We start from the raw sequence: 14,721 nt of genomic DNA on the forward strand, positions 1-14,721 counted from the left end.
CAAGGGCGCGCACGATAGCACATGACCTTTAGCCGCTCAAGACCGCTTATGCATCGAACAAACCAGTGCACGTTGCAAGGCATTAACGACCATGTTCAATAGAACTTTAAGGCAAACGTTTGGCGACGCGCTGAGAGATAACGAGTCGTCCAAGCGTCATCAAGCGATGCCAAAGATTTCTTTTTAATACGCTAAAGAAATCTCAAAGCCTGCCGTTAGGGGAGAGGGGCAAAACCGGAGTGATCCGGCGACGCAAAACTAAAGGGACTTTCTTAACGAGAGTTTGCCAGTTGCCCGCCGTCTGTGCGGCGGGCCAAAAGACAGCGGCTCGAATGACCGCGTCAGGAGGCTAAATGCTGAATGCAGCTTTGAAATGCTTGAACTGTCTGAAGTGGGCAATGCCTCTCGCCGCCTTGTTGGGCACCGGTAGCACGGCCTTAGCGGCCACAACGGCCACAACGGTCAACACGGCCACCAGCATCGTCGTCCCCTCGTATTTCAATGCCACGAGCAGCGTCTCGAACTGGAACAGCTTGACCGCCACCGCGCGCAAGGTTCCGACCACGGCCATTCTGAATCCGAACAGCGGTCCCGGTATCAAGGAAGACGTCGCCTATGCCGCCGCCGTAACACGACTTCATGCGGCGGGCGGCAAGGTGATTGGCTATGTATCGACGTCGTATGCAAAGCGCTCGCTGTCGGCGGTCGTGGCGGACATCAACGCGTACGTGACGCTTTATAAGGTCGATGGCTTTTTCATCGACGAGATGACGGCCGATAGCCAGATGTCGCACGTCCAGTTCTATCAGTCCATCTACAACTACATCAAAGGATTGAAGTCGACGTACTCGGTCATGGGTAACCCGGGAACGAACGTTCCCGAGCTTTATGCGAGCCTGCCGACCGCCGATCAGTTCGTGGTCTTCGAGAGCACGGTCAAGAGTTACGCGCGCTATCAACCGATGAGCTGGCAAGCCGCGTATCCGAAGAACCGCTTCGTGCATATGGTGTATGGCGCAACGGCCGCGCAGTTGCCGGGCGTCGTTCAGTATGCGAAGACACATGGCGCGGGCGGCGTGTATGTCACGTCGCTTGCCGGTTCGAATCCTTATAAGGCGCTGCCGCCGTATTGGGATCAGGAAACGGCGGACGCCATCGCGCCTTGAGATCACGGCCACACGAAGCGACGCCGGACACAGGGCATCGCATTCAAAGCGCCCGAACGATTCCCCCATCGACGCGGATGTTCTGTCCGGTGATATAGCCCGCGCCGTCCGACAATAGAAACGCCACGGTCTTCGCAATCTCTTCGGTCTTACCGAAGCGCCCTGCCGGAATGCGTGCGACGATCTCCGGCGTTTCCGGCCAGCTATCGATAAACCCCGGCAGCACGGAATTGATGCGAATGTTTTCCGCCGCGTGCCGCTCCGCATAGAGGCGCGTGAATGCGCTCAACGCCGCACGCAACGCCGATGAAACCGGCATCACCGGCTCCGGCGCCACCGCTGCGAAGCTCGAAATATTGACGACGGCGCCGCCGCCTTGCTTCTGAAACACCGGCGTCACGCGGCGCAGCACACGCACCACGTTGAGGATGATGAGGTCGAGGCCTTCGTGCCATTTGGCGTCGTCGAGTGCGAGGAGATCGCCTTTGGGCGGATGCCCCGTGTTGTTCACCACGGCATCGATGCGGCCGTATTTTTCGAGCGTACCTTGCACGAACTTTTCGATATCCGTGTCCTGCGCCACCGAACCCGTCATGCCGAAGCCGTTCAACCGCTCCGCGAGCGTAACGGCGCTGCCCGAAGGCGACATCAGCGCGACTTTGTAGCCGTTGGCCGCGAGTTCCTTCGCGATGGCCGCGCCCATGCCCTTGCCCGCCGCCGTGATCAGTGCAACCTTGTCCGTGGTCGTCATACGTTTCTCCTTCATAGAGTCGAATGAAGCACTCTATGCGCTGCAAGCGCCTATGTCGAGAACGTCGCCAAATGCCGCGCTTCCGTTGCATCGTCGGCGGGAAAGAGACACTCGATGCGCAACTCCTGCGCGGCGATGGTTCGCGGCGTGCCGACCGTCGTCACCATCGAGAAGTAGTCGAGCACCGTACCTTCGAAAACGAAGCCGAGCGGAACGACCGGCAACGCGGAAGCGCCGCGCGATACTTCCCGCGAGCGCCAGTCGCGCGGCACATCGGGATAAGCGAGCAAGGCATCGAAGAGATTACGCGTGCCTTCATCGACAAACTGTCCTACTGCTTCGCGATGCACGCGTTGCAAGAGACTGCGCGCGACGTTACCCCAGTCCGCGATGAACGGGCGCATGCCCAGCGGATCGAACATCAGATGCAGCATGTTGCGCGGCCCCGTGCGCGCGGACATATCGATGAAACGATTGAAGAAGCGCGGCGCGGCAGCGTTGGTCATCAGCACGTTCCAATGCCGGTCCATGACGATGGCGGGATAAGGCTCGTGCTGACGCAACACGCGTTCGAGCGCGCGCACGACGCCCTGCATCTCTTCGGCGTTCCACGGCGCATCGGAATAGAGCGGCGCATAGCCTGCTGCAAGCAACAGCGCATTGCGCTCGCGCAGCGGCACGTCGAGCGTCTCGGCAAGATCAAGAACAGTCTGCCGGCCCGGCACGCTGCGGCCGCTTTCGATGAAGCTAATCTGCCGCTGCGATACGCCCGCGTCCAGCGACAAGCCGAGCTGACTCACGCCGCGCACATCGCGCCAGTAACGCAGCAGGTCGCCGATAGCGTTCGACGTTCGACTTTTCTCGGCGTGAGCGGCTGTCGTCATGTGCCTTCCTCAACGTGTCGGCGCTTGCCACGCATACTCGGCGAACTGCGCTTCGAGCGGCGGTTGCGTGACGCTACCGGTGTAATTCGTGATGGTCGATGCCGCCACGACCGCGATTACATCAAGTATCTGCGCGGCGCTGAAGCCGGCATCGATGAAACGCTCTTCGTCCGCACGATCGATCCGGCCGCGCCTGTCGATGAGCGTGCGCGCCAGCATCGAAAGCGCGGCGAGGTTTGCATCGGCGGGCAAGCGTGCTTCGCGGATGGCATCGACATCGGCGCGGCTCACGCCCTGTTGCAACGCGAGCGCCGTATGAAACGCGGCGGCCCATTCGCTGCGGTTCGTCACCGCGTTGGTGAGCAGCAGCGTCTGAATCTGCGGCTCGCTGAGACTGCTAGCGTGCACGCGCTCGAACAAGCCGATGAAGCCATTGATCAGCGTGGGCGATGCAGCCATCGCGCCCGCGATGTTCGGCACGAGGCCGAAGGTTCGTTGCAGGCGTTCGAGCACAGGCTTCGATTGCTCGGGGGCGGTTTGAATCGTATGAACGGTATGGTTCGACATGAGAGGCTCCTTGTTCTCGAACGCTGCGGCCAACATGGCTGCATCGCGATGATGAGAGAGTAGGAGCGCGCGTGAGGCTCGCCAATTACATGGCATGTAATCATTCACAAGACTTGCGCTTCAATCGCCGCCTTATCGATGACCGACCACACCCGCTCGATACGCTCATCGCGAAACCGATAAAACACGTTCTCGCGAAAGCACACGCGCCGGCCGTTCACGGGCACGCCGAGGAACGTCCCTTTCGGCGAGCAATCGAACAGCAGGCGCGCCGCCACCGTCTGCGCATCCTCAATGAGCAGTTCGATATTGAAATGCAGATCGGGAATCTGCTCGTAATCTCGCTCCAGCATGCCGATATAGCCCGCCAGCGTGCCTGGCACGTCGTTATACGACACCTCGTCGTGAACGAACTGCCCGAGCTTCGTCCAGTCCTTTTCGTTCAGGCAGGCAATGTAGTCGCGGTAAATGAGTGAGAGCATGGGTCGGGCTCCTTGGGGTTGCTGGCAAAGATAACATCGGCTCCTTGCGGCCGTGTTTCGATGCGCGGTGTTTTACGCACTAGGCAAACTTAGCGACGTTTTGTAAAGTCAGCCGAACGCGCATCTCCCTTCAAACTCATCGAGAAATCCGTCCATGACTCAACTCGCATCGAAATCGCTCGCCGGCAAGACCGCGCTCGTCACCGGCTCGACGAGCGGCATCGGCTTAGGCATTGCCACGGCGCTTGCGCAAGCCGGCGCGAATCTCGTGCTCAACGGCTTCGGCGATGTGAACGGCGCCCTCGCGCAGATCGAAGCCATCGGCGTGAAAGCGGTGCATCACGACGCCGATATGACCAAGCCCGGCGAAATCGAAGCCATGCTCGCCTTCGCCAACGAAACCTTCGGCGCGGTCGATATTCTCGTGAACAACGCAGGCATCCAGCATGTCGCGACCATCGACCAGTTTCCGGTGGAACGCTGGGACGCGATCATCGCCATCAATCTCAGCTCGGCGTTTCACACCATGCGCGTCGCGCTGCCCGGCATGCGCGAGCGCGGCTGGGGACGCGTCATCAACATCGCTTCGGTGCACGGACTCGTCGGGTCGGTCGGCAAGTCCGCTTATGTGGCGGCCAAGCACGGCATCCTCGGACTCACGAAGGTCGCCGCGCTCGAAAACGCGCGCAGCGGCGTGACGGTCAACGCCATCTGCCCCGGCTTCGTGCATACGCCGCTCGTGCAGAAGCAGATCGACGATCTCGCCGCACGCGAATCGCTCTCGCCCGACGACGCCCGCGCGAAGCTGCTCGGCGAGAAGCAGCCGTCGGCGCAGTTCGTGACGACGGAGCAGATCGGCGATCTCGCCGTGTTCCTCTGCTCCGACGCCGCGAGCGAAATGCGCGGTTCGGAGTTGAAGATCGACGGCGGCTGGAGCGCGCAATAAAGCGCCCGGCGAAGCGGCGCCGATATCGGCACGAAACGCACGCCTCGTCACGCGCACGACGCGCCAGATGCGTGCTATCGACGAAGCAGTGAACCGCGTATGACGATCATCATGGAAGTGGCGAAAGCCAGCAGCGAGCAGGCGGATGGATCGCGCAAGTGAATCAGGCAGTCTCGCATCTCGACGATTCGACCCAGTAGAACGCGGCGCTGGTCGAACAGGCGGCGGTGACGGCCAAGCGCCCGGCGAAGCGGGCGGTGGTGCTGGAGGAAGCGGTAAGATTGTTCACGGTCGCCGGCCCAAAAGCGACGGCTTGAGTCGGAGTTGGACCGCGAAGGCTTCCGCGCTTGATAATATCGGGCATTGCCAACAAGGAGTGCCCCACATGACCGCAGAAGCCAACCGGCAAGAAGAAGCGCGCGCGATGGAACGCATCGTCAACGCGACGCGCCAGGTTCAATCCGCCTTTCTTGCCTTGCAGAAGCAGTTCGCGCCCGAGGGCGACGGCCGCCCGACGCAACTCGCGCTGACGGCCTTCGACGCCGCCCTGCAAGAGCTCGAAGAGGCGCAAGCCGCATTCGACACCATGCTCAACGACTTGTTCGACGGCAACCGCTAAGGCGGCGGCAGGCTTCAGCCGTTGCGCAACGCCGGCGCGTCCTCTTCGGGCGCGGACGGTCCTTCGAGCGCGGCTTCGCCATCCGAGGGATCGAGTCCGGTCCATGAGACGCCATCGGTCGATTGACGGCGCGCCGCCGCCACGCATGCCTCGACCAGTTCCTTGAACGACACCGCCGCCGAACTCGTGCGCACCAGCGCTTCGCCCTGCAGCGGACTTTCGGGGAACACGAGTCCCACGATCAGCTCGGCTGCCGGCGCACGCTGATGCAGGCGGCGCAAGAGATTGCGCAGATATGGCGGCGACTCGGCGGCATCGAACGAGACCACGCAGATGATCGACACGCCGTGCAGGTTCACTTCGCCGAAGCGTCCGCGCGAGAAGCGTTCGTAGCCCGCCAGATCGGCGCCCAGCCCGTGCTTCCTAAAGAGTTGCACCGCGATTGTCGCGGCCAGATCGTCCAGTTCGCTGCGCCCTGCAATGCACAACACCGACGCCGTGTGACCTTCCGCTTGCGCGTCGAAATGCGGCGGCGGCGCTTCGTAGGCGAGCGGCACCGCTTCGTCCGGCGACTCCAGACTCGCGGGCGGATCTTCGCGATGAGGCGGCGGCAGCACGGCGGTATCGTCGGTTTCCTCCAGCCCTTCGATGATGTCGAGCGCCGACTCGTTGATGCGCCGCAACTGATCCACCGTCACCACGCCGCGCAGCACGTCGTTGTGCGCGAGCCGCAAGCCCTCGAGCGCGACTTCGTCGTAGTAAGCGATCAGCGAGCGTTCCGTCAGCAGCGATTCCGCTTGCGCCAGCGCTTCGTCGGGATCGTTGGCAAGCAGGCGCTGATAAAAATTTTCCGCAGGGGTGAGCGCTGGCCGGTCGCCGAACAGCACATCGAGAAATTCGAGGCGATCCACATGGCGCCCGAGAATCACGAGGCACAGCGTGAGCGGCGTCGACAGCACGAGACCGATTGGCCCCCAGATCCAGCTCCAGAAGATTGCCGCGACGATCACCGCGAACGGCGAAAGCCCGGTGCTGTGACCGTACAGGAGCGGCTCGACGATCTGTCCCGCGACGATGTCGGTCACGCCGAACAATACGATGGTCCAGATCAGCATGGTCCAGCCGGGGCCAACCGCCGCCGCGAATACCACCGCGACGAGCGCGGCGATCCACGTCCCGACGTACGGCACGAAGCGCAGAAGCGCCGTCATCACGCCGAACAGCAATGCGCCCGGCACGCCGATAACCGCGAGCCCGATCGAAATGATGATGCCCACGCTCACGTTGATGCCGAGCTGCGCCAGAAAATAGCGCGAAAGACGGCGCGCGGCTTCGTCCATCGCGGTAGTTGCCCGATGCAGATCGCGCGAGCCGAATAGACGGATCAGCCGGTCGCGTAGATCTTCACGCTGCAACAGGATGAACACGGCGACCACCAGCACGATGCCCGTCGTTTCAAGCGGACTGATGACCGGCGAGAGAAATCGCTGCGCCAGTTCCAGCGGCGACGGCGATGGTTCGTGCACTTCCACCGGCATCGGCTGATCGATCGGCGAGGCGGCGGGATTGTTTTCGGCGGTGCGCTGCTCCTGCTCGCGCGCGGGCGAAATGCGTTTGAGCGCACGCGATGCGCGCCCGAGAAATTCGTCGGCGCGACCGACTGTCAGGCGCTGCACGGAGTCGATCTTGCGTTCTACCGCAACCTGATACTTCGGCAGATCGCCCGCAAGTTGCGCGACCTGCGCGCCGATTAGCGCGCCGACAGCCGTCAGCACCGACAACGCCAGCAACACCGCGACGATCACCGATGGCACCTGCCCGAAGCGAATGCGCCGCAACATATCGACGAAAGGCGCGAGCAGAAAGCTCAGCAGAATCGCGAGGATGATCGGAATAAGTACCGCGCGCCCGAAGTACAAAGCGCATATGACGATGACACCAGTCACCAGCGACGCCAGCGCACGCAGACCGGGCGCGTCGGGCGGCAGTATTTTGGCGGGTGGACGGCGCGAGCCGGGTGCGGGAGGCATTTGAATTATTCGCTCGCTCGTGAGGAGGGAAAAGCGTCATCGGCGCAACGGACGTGTCACGCATTTGTCCGCATGAAGCAAGCGTCATGCCGCAATTCGGGTCAAAGGTGAGGGTTTGCGGGGCACCGCTAGGCGGCGCTATGAGGATCATCGAAACAATCAGTTGGCGACGCGGGCACGCAGCGTGCGAAATTGTTGGCCCACTGTCACGCCCATGCGGCACTTTCACGGATAAATCATGGGAGTCGATTCGCCCTGCATCAGCATCTGCAAGTTCGATGAAAAGACGGGCTTCTGCATTGGTTGCCTGCGCACGAAGGAAGAATGCAAGGAATGGAAGAAGATGAAGGACAAGCATCGCGTGCGGATAATCGATGAGCGCGGCAAGCGCAAAGCCAAACTCAAGAAACACAAGAAATAGCGCGCGCTTGAGACAAACGCTGGACTGGTCGACGGTAGGGAGATCAGCGTTCGTGGCACGGCGCGGGTCTAGACTCAAGCAATGCGGACCGCTTCGCGCCGCCACCTCGGGAGTTTTGTCATGAACGTTCGCCTTTGTGTTTTTACGGGCTTGTTGCTCGCGGCGTCGAGCGCGTTTGCGCAGTTGCATCCGCCGAGTGCGGAAACGGATATGAGCGCGCCTCAGAACAACCCCAAGCTCATGCCGGACGCGCCGCTTGGAAGCCAGTACCCGACGCACGGGAATGCGCAGGCGGGAGAGTTGAATTTGAATCCGAGCGATCCGCGAGCGCAACTAGTCAATGGACTGCCTAACAACGCGAATAGTGGCGGGTATGGGTCGCCGCTGGCGGGGAACAAGGCGAATGTGCCGCCGCAGAATTAAGGTTGCGCGTGGCCCGCGGCGTCTGGTGCGCGTAGCAGTCTCGTCAACAATGAGCGCGCTTGCCCGGTAACTATTCCAAATCGCGGCTGATACGACCGTTCGCTTCGTTGGCTCGGTCACACGGCGCAAGGCGCTGTGTTTATCGCGGGCTGATGGCACTGTCCTTGCATAGGAAGCTAGCAACTCAACCAACGCGCGAACGGGGCGACTTATGCAAATTCTGGTGTTGGACGACGATCGCGATTTCGCGGCAGGCATTGCTTCGCTGATCGGCAAACTGGGGCATCAGGTTCAGCTTGCTCACGATTGCGGCGTCGCACGCGAACTTGCGCATGCACATACCTTCGATGTGATCCTCGCGGATGTCGAGCTGCCCGATGGCGACGGCCGTGAAATGTGTGAGGGCTTGCGGGCCGAAGGCGCTTCTCACGATGCATACATGATCGCGATGACAGGGCGCACGGAATTGGGCGACAACGACTTTCCGTCGTTCGACGGGTATATGCATAAGCCGGTGACGTTTAGTGGTCTCGAACGAGCGCTGGAGGAATGGCAGGCTGCGGCGGGACTGGATTGAGAGCGTTGACGCGATGCTGATGGCCCGTGTTGTTATGCGGGCCAAGTCTAAGAAATGATCGACTTGCCTTTGCCATGCATACGCGGTATCGAGCCTTTGATGCCATACATCTCATAAAATCTTATTAATTTCGAGGCCATTGCGAGCTTGTATTCGCGAGGCAGCGCCGCGCTTTGCGCGTTCTCCGTATCCGCTCGGGAACGAGGAGTCTCTTCGCAAAAAGAAATCCGGGCTTCGTATCCGCTCGGGAACGAAGCGCCTTGCGACGCGCATTTCAAATGCGGTCGCTTGCAGTTCAATTAAGCTGCCCTTCCACCGCGCGCCTACTCAAGCGTGAATCAAAATCTCCCAAATACCTCACCGTTCTCCAAACAAGAACAGTGATTTGAATCCATCTGGTATTCAACTCAGCAGGACAAGTCCCCATACTTGGTTCGTACACGGAGAGACCCTCCGTAAAGGTCAGCAAAACGCGCCTCCGCGTCAGAAGACTGTCAAGAACCCAACATAAGGACAAGCCCGCCATGAAGCTCTATCACCATCCCCTCTCCGGCCACTCCCACCGGGCGCGGCTTTTCTTGCACCTTCTTGCCCTGGATCACGAAGAAGAAGTCGTCGACCTCGCCGCCAACGCGCACAAGTCGCCTGAATTCCTGCGCCTGAATCGCTTCGGCCAAATCCCGGTGCTTACCGACGGCGATCACGTCATCGCCGATTCGAACGCCATCCTCGTCTACCTCGCGAAGAAAAGCGGCGATGCCCGCTGGCTCCCCGAAACGCCCCTCGAAGCGGCCCAAGTGCAACGCTGGCTCTCCGTTGCCGCAGGCCAGATCGCCTACGGCGCATGCGCGGCGCGTCTCGTCACCGTGTTCGGCCGGAAGTTCGATACCGAAGAAGTCATCGGCCGGGCGCACGCCTCGCTCGAAGTCATCGACGAAGAATTGCAGTCGCGCGACTGGATCGCCGATATCGGCAGCTCGCATCCGACCATCGCGGATGTCGCGCTCTACAGCTACATCTCCAGCGCGCCCGAAGGCAACGTCGATTTGTCCGGTTATCGCCATGTGAACGCGTGGCTGGCGCGCGTGGAAGCGCTGCCCGGATTCATCGAGTTCCAAAAGACGGCGGCCGGGCTGCGGGCCTGAGACGATCATGTCCTTCTCCAGTCCCGTCACGATGGACGCGCCGTGGCATCGCGGCGAAATCACGCTGCAGAAAACCGCGGGCGTCTACGAGCGCATGCAGGAACAAGGGCGGCGCGTGGTGCGCAGCTTCATGCCGGAGCAGCATCGGCAATTCTTCGCGCAGCTGCCGTTCATCGTCACGGGCGCGGTCGATCGAAACGGCGACGCCTGGGCCACGCTCCTCGCGGGCCGTCCCGGTTTTCTGCAAACGCCTGACGCGACGACTCTCGCCGTCAGGCATCCGCGCGACAAGAACGATCCCGCCGATGCCGGCATGAACGATGGCGCATCGGTCGGCATGCTCGGCATCGAACTGCATACGCGGCGGCGTAACCGCATGAACGGCGTGATTCATCGCCATGGCGACCGCGCGTTCGAAGTGGCCGTCGAACAGAGCTTCGGCAATTGCCCGCAATACATTCAACTGCGCGATTTCGAATTCGTGCGCGAGCCTTCCGAGCCTTCGAGCTCGAAGCCGGTCGAAGAAGATCCGCACTCGCCACGCACAAGGGCGATGATCGAACGCGCCGACACCTTCTTCGTGGCATCGTATTTCGACCGCGAAGACGGGCATCGTCAGGTGGATGTGTCGCATCGCGGCGGCAAGGCGGGTTTCGTGCGCATCTCCGACGATGGCGTGCTCACCATTCCCGACTTCGCGGGCAACCTCTTCTTCAACACGCTCGGCAATATTCTTGTGAACGGACGCGCCGGTCTGCTCTTCACGGACTTCGAAAGCGGCACGCTGCTGCAACTTACGGGCGACGCCGAAGTGCTCACCGATTCACCCGAAATCGCCGCGTTTCAAGGCGCGGAAAGGCTGTGGCGCTTCACGCCGCGTCGTGTCGTGCTGCGCGAGAATGCGCTGCCCTTGCGCTGGGCGCTGCGCCGCGAAGGCTTTTCGCCCAATGCGCTGATGACGGGCGACTGGGCGAAGGCATCCGAACGCATGAAGGCGGCCGCGCTCGCCAACGCGTGGCGGCCGTTCAGGGTGAGCCGTATCGTCGATGAAAGCGATGTCATCCGCTCTTTCCATCTGCAACCGGCGGATGGCGCGGGCATCGTGGCGCACGCGGCCGGCCAGCATTTGCCGATTCGCGCGCATCTTCCCGGCGAAGCGAAGCCGCTGATCCGCACGTACACGCTGTCGGTGGCGCCATCGGACGGGATGTATCGCATCAGCGTGAAGCGCGAAGGACGCGTGTCCGCGCATCTGCACGACACATTGAAAGTGGGCGATGTCGTCGAGGCGCGCGCGCCGGCGGGCGACTTCACCATCGACGCGCTGGAGCGACGCCCGGCCGTGCTGATCGCGGCGGGCGTCGGCATAACGCCGATGATCGCGATGCTGCGGCACGTCGTCTACGAAGGCCTGCGCAAGCGCCGCATCCGCCCGACGTGGCTGATCGTATCGGCGCGAACGCTCGCCAATCGCGCGTTCGCCGCCGAGATCGATGCACTCGTGCAAAGCGCGGGCGGCGCGGTGCGCGTGATTCGCGTGCTGAGCGACCCGCAAGGCGCGACCTTCAAGGAAGATTACGAGGTCTCGGGGCGGATCGATATCGACTTGTTGACGAGCTTTCTGCTGTTCAACGACTACGACTTCTATCTGTGCGGACCGGGCGCGTTCATGCAATCGCTCTACGATGGCTTGCGCGCGCTCAACGTGGCCGACACGCGCGTCCATGCCGAAGCCTTCGGTCCCGCATCGCTGCTACGCACGGCCGATCGCGGTAGCGAGACGAAGCCGATGCCGCCAGCGGCAACGCAAGCCGTATCGGTGAGCTTCCTCAAGTCGGACAAGCGCGTGCAATGGTCGCCCGAAAGCGGCTCGTTGCTCGATCTGGCCGAAGCAAACGGCATCGACGCGGAGTTCAACTGTCGCGGCGGAACGTGCGGCACGTGCAGGACGCGCATCAGGGAAGGCGCTGTGACCTATGCAAGCGAGCCCGCGTTTCATGTCGGCGACGACGAAGCCTTGATCTGCTGCGCGCTTCCCGCGGAACAAAGCGCGCCGCTGCTACTCGATCTCTAGATTGCGCGGCGCGCCAGCATGCCCGAGAATGCACGGCAACTTCCCAGCCCGCAGGCCGTGCGCCCCAACATGGATCGTTTCCAGGCAATGTCGACCTTCGTCACCGTGGTCGAAACCGGAGGCTTCGCGTCCGCCGCGCGCAAGCTCGAAGTGTCGCCATCGGTGGTGAGCCGCGTCGTCACGGAACTCGAAGAACGGCTTGGCGTGCGGCTGCTCACGCGCACCACACGCGTCGTGCGTCTCACCGACGCAGGCCGTGGCTACTTCGAGGACTGCCGCCGCATTCTCGGCGAACTCGACAGCGCCGACCTCGCCGCGACCGGCACCCATTCGTCGCCGCGTGGCGTCCTCGCCATCACCGCGCCAGTCATGTTCGGCCGACTGCATGTCATGCCGGTGATGCTCGACTACCTTTCGCGCTATCGGGAAGCGGACGCCAGTTGCTGGTTTGTCGATCGCGTGGTGAATCTCGTCGACGAAGGTATCGACGTGGCGGTGCGGATCGCGGAACTGCCGGACTCGTCGCTGCAGGCGATTCCCGTGGGCCACGTGCGGCGGGTGCTGTGCGCGTCGCCCGAATATCTCGATGAACACGGCACGCCGCAACATCCCGACGACCTCGATGACCATACGATCATCACGTCCACCGGCTCCTCGACGCCGCCCGAATGGCGTCTTTACGAGGGCGAGCGGCATATCGTCGTGCGCGCGCGGCCGCGCCTTTCCACCACGACCAACGACTCGGCGATGGAAGCCGCGCTCGCGGGCTTCGGCATTGCGCGGCTGCTTTCTTATCAGATCGCGTCGCATCTGAACGAAGGCGCGCTCGTCACCCTTCTCGCCGATTTCGAACCGCCGCCGCTGCCGGTGCATCTCGTGCATCGCGAAGGGCGCCATGTCGCGCAGAAGGTGCGCGCGTTTCTCGATCTCGCCGTGCCTGCGTTGCGCGCTAATCCATCGCTGAACTGGCGTTAGTTTTTGGTTGCGCGCGGCGGGCAAGACACGCGCGCTTCGAAGCTCGTCCGCTCGAATCGAACGGCCGTTAGCGCGCGCCCCGTGCAAAATGCCGGCAAACCATGCAACATAGCTCTCTCGACCGGATGTCACGGTCGCCGCGCTTCGGCTTTCCTGAACCTTCAACGGCTCACGCACCATGACGAATCAAACATCTTCCTCGAATGAACGCCCGCTCGACATGATCATCTTCGGCGGCGGCGGCGACCTTGCCGCACGCAAGCTGCTGCCCGCGCTCTACATGGCTCATTCGCATTGCAATCTGCCGCCCGACACGCGCATTCTCGCGATCGGCCGCAAGGACTGGACGCGCGAAGACTATCTGAAGAATTTCATGGAGAAGCAGTCGCGCCCGTTCATCGACGAAAAAGGCTTCGATGCGCAGTCGTGGGACAAATTCCTCGCGCTGTTCGACTACGTGCGCGTGGATGTCGAAAACCCGGACGACTTCCGCCGTCTCGCCGAAGCATCGCGCGAAAACGCGCAGCGCGTGTTCTATCTTTCGACCTCGCCGGAACTGTTCACCACCATCTGTGACAATCTCGCGGCAGCGGGTCTCGTGGACGAGCAGTCGCGCGTCGTGCTGGAAAAGCCGCTCGGTCACGATCTCGCCTCGGCGGTCGAGATCAACAACGCCGTCGGCAAGCGCTTCAAGGAAGAGCAGATTTATCGCATCGACCATTATCTCGGCAAGGAGACGGTCCAGAACCTGATGGTGCTGCGCTTTGGCAACGCCATCTTCGGTCCGCTGTGGCAAGCGCCTTACATCAAGAGCGTGCAGATCACGGTGTCGGAAACGGTGGGCGTGGGCAGCCGCGCGGGCTTTTACGATCACACCGGCGCGCTGCGCGACATGGTGCAGAACCACTTGCTGCAACTGCTGTGCATCGTGGCAATGGAACCTCCCGTCTCGCTCGATCCCGACGCCGTGCGCGACGAAAAGCTCAAGGTGCTGAAGTCGCTGCGGCCCATGTCGGTCGCGGATATCGCCCGCGACACCGTGCGCGGTCAGTATGCGGCGGGCGCGGTCGGCGGCGAGGCGGTGAAAGGCTATCTGCAGGAAGACAACGTACCCGCCGAAAGCCGCGCCGAGACCTTCGTCGCATTGCGCGCGCATATCAACAACTGGCGCTGGGCCAACGTCCCGTTCTTCCTGCGCACCGGCAAGCGCATGCAGAACCGGCGCTCGGAGATCGTCATCGACTTTGCCGACTTGCCGTTCTCGATCATTCCGGCGGGTCCGCGTCATTACGGCAACCGGCTCACCATCACGTTGCAGCCGGAAGAATCAATCCAGTTGCAGATGATGGCGAAGGAACCCGGCAGCGGCATGCAAATGCTGCCCGTCAATCTGAACCTCGATCTGCAGCAGGCGTTCACCGAGCGCCGCGCGGAAGCGTATGAGCGTTTGCTGATCGACGTGATTCGCGGCCGTCTCACGCACTTCATGCGCCGCGACGAACTCGAAGCGGCTTGGGCGTGGGTCGAGCCCATTCTCAACGGCTGGAAGGAACTTGGCGACAAGCCGCGCGGTTATACGGCGGGAACGTTCGGCCCGGCGGCTTCATCGGCACTGATGGCGCGCGAGAATCTCGCGTGGGCCGAGGAAGCGTGATGCGTTG

General features: G+C 62.1%; 16 protein-coding genes, 1 pseudogene and 1 riboswitch. Of the genes and pseudogenes, 11 read left to right on the forward strand and 6 right to left on the reverse strand.

Annotated elements, in window-relative coordinates; all coding sequences use genetic code 11:
* Positions 1-217 precede the first annotated feature (217 nt).
* Positions 218-298, forward strand: a riboswitch (cyclic di-GMP riboswitch).
* 51 nt (positions 299-349) lie between these two features.
* Positions 350-544: a hypothetical protein gene (locus NCT03_RS34105; RefSeq protein ID WP_250493099.1), complete on the reverse strand. Its 195-nt coding sequence runs from the start codon at positions 542-544 to the stop codon at positions 350-352.
* Here NCT03_RS34105 and NCT03_RS14930 point away from each other — a divergent pair.
* Positions 534-1,166 carry a spherulation-specific family 4 protein gene (locus NCT03_RS14930; RefSeq protein WP_404989411.1) on the forward strand — a complete coding sequence of 211 codons (633 nt, stop codon included), beginning with the start codon at positions 534-536 and terminating at the stop codon, positions 1,164-1,166. The two genes, NCT03_RS34105 and NCT03_RS14930, sit on opposite strands and share 11 nt — an antisense overlap.
* A 43-nt stretch (positions 1,167-1,209) precedes the next feature.
* Here NCT03_RS14930 and NCT03_RS14935 read toward each other — a convergent pair whose 3' ends face one another.
* The 4 genes from NCT03_RS14935 to NCT03_RS14950 all read right to left on the reverse strand — a co-directional run bounded on the left by NCT03_RS14935 (position 1,210) and on the right by NCT03_RS14950 (position 3,850).
* Positions 1,210-1,917, reverse strand: a complete 708-nt coding sequence (locus tag NCT03_RS14935; RefSeq protein ID WP_350030148.1) for an SDR family oxidoreductase — start codon at positions 1,915-1,917, stop codon at positions 1,210-1,212.
* 50 nt (positions 1,918-1,967) lie between these two features.
* Positions 1,968-2,801, reverse strand: coding sequence for a helix-turn-helix domain-containing protein (locus tag NCT03_RS14940; protein WP_250467613.1), 834 nt, complete (start codon positions 2,799-2,801; stop codon positions 1,968-1,970).
* A 9-nt stretch (positions 2,802-2,810) separates the two neighbouring features.
* Complete coding sequence (locus NCT03_RS14945) at positions 2,811-3,368, reverse strand: carboxymuconolactone decarboxylase family protein (RefSeq protein ID WP_250492987.1); 558 nt, start codon at positions 3,366-3,368, stop codon at positions 2,811-2,813.
* A 104-nt stretch (positions 3,369-3,472) separates the two neighbouring features.
* Entirely contained in the window at positions 3,473-3,850 is a 378-nt protein-coding gene (locus NCT03_RS14950) for an ester cyclase (RefSeq protein ID WP_250492988.1), read from the reverse strand.
* 154 nt (positions 3,851-4,004) lie between these two features.
* Between NCT03_RS14950 and NCT03_RS14955 the strand changes: the two genes are divergently transcribed.
* From NCT03_RS14955 to NCT03_RS14965, 3 genes and pseudogenes are all read left to right on the forward strand, one after another.
* Positions 4,005-4,796, forward strand: coding sequence for a 3-hydroxybutyrate dehydrogenase (locus NCT03_RS14955; RefSeq protein WP_244828935.1), 792 nt, complete (start codon positions 4,005-4,007; stop codon positions 4,794-4,796).
* 43 nt (positions 4,797-4,839) lie between these two features.
* A pseudogene (locus tag NCT03_RS14960) lies at positions 4,840-5,113 on the forward strand (chemotaxis protein); the annotation flags it as partial.
* 68 nt (positions 5,114-5,181) lie between these two features.
* Complete coding sequence (locus NCT03_RS14965) at positions 5,182-5,415, forward strand: hypothetical protein (protein WP_244828936.1); 234 nt, start codon at positions 5,182-5,184, stop codon at positions 5,413-5,415.
* Positions 5,416-5,429: 14 nt separating this feature from the next.
* Here the strand turns inward: NCT03_RS14965 and NCT03_RS14970 are convergent, their stop codons facing one another.
* Positions 5,430-7,445, reverse strand: a complete 2,016-nt coding sequence (locus NCT03_RS14970) for an AI-2E family transporter (protein WP_244828937.1) — start codon at positions 7,443-7,445, stop codon at positions 5,430-5,432.
* A gap of 238 nt (positions 7,446-7,683) precedes the next feature.
* Between NCT03_RS14970 and NCT03_RS14975 the strand changes: the two genes are divergently transcribed.
* From NCT03_RS14975 to zwf, 7 genes are all read left to right on the forward strand, one after another.
* Positions 7,684-7,866 (forward strand): DUF1289 domain-containing protein, encoded by a 183-nt coding sequence (locus NCT03_RS14975; RefSeq protein ID WP_244828938.1) that lies wholly within the window; start codon positions 7,684-7,686, stop codon positions 7,864-7,866.
* 120 nt (positions 7,867-7,986) lie between these two features.
* Complete coding sequence (locus NCT03_RS14980; RefSeq protein WP_250467680.1) at positions 7,987-8,289, forward strand: hypothetical protein; 303 nt, start codon at positions 7,987-7,989, stop codon at positions 8,287-8,289.
* Positions 8,290-8,500: 211 nt separating this feature from the next.
* Positions 8,501-8,866: a response regulator gene (locus tag NCT03_RS14985; RefSeq protein ID WP_244828939.1), complete on the forward strand. Its 366-nt coding sequence runs from the start codon at positions 8,501-8,503 to the stop codon at positions 8,864-8,866.
* Between the two features lie 524 nt (positions 8,867-9,390).
* Positions 9,391-10,011, forward strand: a complete 621-nt coding sequence (locus NCT03_RS14990; protein ID WP_250492989.1) for a glutathione S-transferase family protein — start codon at positions 9,391-9,393, stop codon at positions 10,009-10,011.
* A 7-nt stretch (positions 10,012-10,018) separates the two neighbouring features.
* Positions 10,019-12,085 carry a 2Fe-2S iron-sulfur cluster-binding protein gene (locus tag NCT03_RS14995; protein WP_250492990.1) on the forward strand — a complete coding sequence of 689 codons (2,067 nt, stop codon included), beginning with the start codon at positions 10,019-10,021 and terminating at the stop codon, positions 12,083-12,085.
* Between the two features lie 69 nt (positions 12,086-12,154).
* Complete coding sequence (locus NCT03_RS15000) at positions 12,155-13,060, forward strand: LysR family transcriptional regulator (protein WP_250493093.1); 906 nt, start codon at positions 12,155-12,157, stop codon at positions 13,058-13,060.
* A 178-nt stretch (positions 13,061-13,238) separates the two neighbouring features.
* Positions 13,239-14,714 carry a glucose-6-phosphate dehydrogenase gene (gene zwf / locus NCT03_RS15005; protein ID WP_244828944.1) on the forward strand — a complete coding sequence of 492 codons (1,476 nt, stop codon included), beginning with the start codon at positions 13,239-13,241 and terminating at the stop codon, positions 14,712-14,714.
* The last annotated feature ends 7 nt before the right edge of the window (positions 14,715-14,721 follow it).

This window comes from Caballeronia sp. GAWG1-1 (genome assembly GCF_023631465.1).
In the GTDB taxonomy this organism is placed as follows: domain Bacteria; phylum Pseudomonadota; class Gammaproteobacteria; order Burkholderiales; family Burkholderiaceae; genus Caballeronia.

Bases quoted from the DNA above. Each gene is read 5' to 3' on its own strand.
- NCT03_RS14935 (WP_350030148.1), bottom strand. From the start codon at position 1,917: ATGACGACCACGGACAAGGTTGCACTGATCACGGCGGCGGGCAAGGGC.
- NCT03_RS14940 (WP_250467613.1), bottom strand. From the start codon at position 2,801: ATGACGACAGCCGCTCACGCCGAGAAAAGTCGAACGTCGAACGCTATC.
- NCT03_RS14945 (WP_250492987.1), bottom strand. From the start codon at position 3,368: ATGTCGAACCATACCGTTCATACGATTCAAACCGCCCCCGAGCAATCG.
- NCT03_RS14950 (WP_250492988.1), bottom strand. From the start codon at position 3,850: ATGCTCTCACTCATTTACCGCGACTACATTGCCTGCCTGAACGAAAAG.
- NCT03_RS14955 (WP_244828935.1), top strand. From the start codon at position 4,005: ATGACTCAACTCGCATCGAAATCGCTCGCCGGCAAGACCGCGCTCGTC.
- NCT03_RS14965 (WP_244828936.1), top strand. From the start codon at position 5,182: ATGACCGCAGAAGCCAACCGGCAAGAAGAAGCGCGCGCGATGGAACGC.
- NCT03_RS14970 (WP_244828937.1), bottom strand. From the start codon at position 7,445: ATGCCTCCCGCACCCGGCTCGCGCCGTCCACCCGCCAAAATACTGCCG.
- NCT03_RS14975 (WP_244828938.1), top strand. From the start codon at position 7,684: ATGGGAGTCGATTCGCCCTGCATCAGCATCTGCAAGTTCGATGAAAAG.
- NCT03_RS14980 (WP_250467680.1), top strand. From the start codon at position 7,987: ATGAACGTTCGCCTTTGTGTTTTTACGGGCTTGTTGCTCGCGGCGTCG.
- NCT03_RS14985 (WP_244828939.1), top strand. From the start codon at position 8,501: ATGCAAATTCTGGTGTTGGACGACGATCGCGATTTCGCGGCAGGCATT.
- NCT03_RS14990 (WP_250492989.1), top strand. From the start codon at position 9,391: ATGAAGCTCTATCACCATCCCCTCTCCGGCCACTCCCACCGGGCGCGG.
- NCT03_RS14995 (WP_250492990.1), top strand. From the start codon at position 10,019: ATGTCCTTCTCCAGTCCCGTCACGATGGACGCGCCGTGGCATCGCGGC.
- NCT03_RS15000 (WP_250493093.1), top strand. From the start codon at position 12,155: ATGGATCGTTTCCAGGCAATGTCGACCTTCGTCACCGTGGTCGAAACC.
- zwf (WP_244828944.1), top strand. From the start codon at position 13,239: ATGACGAATCAAACATCTTCCTCGAATGAACGCCCGCTCGACATGATC.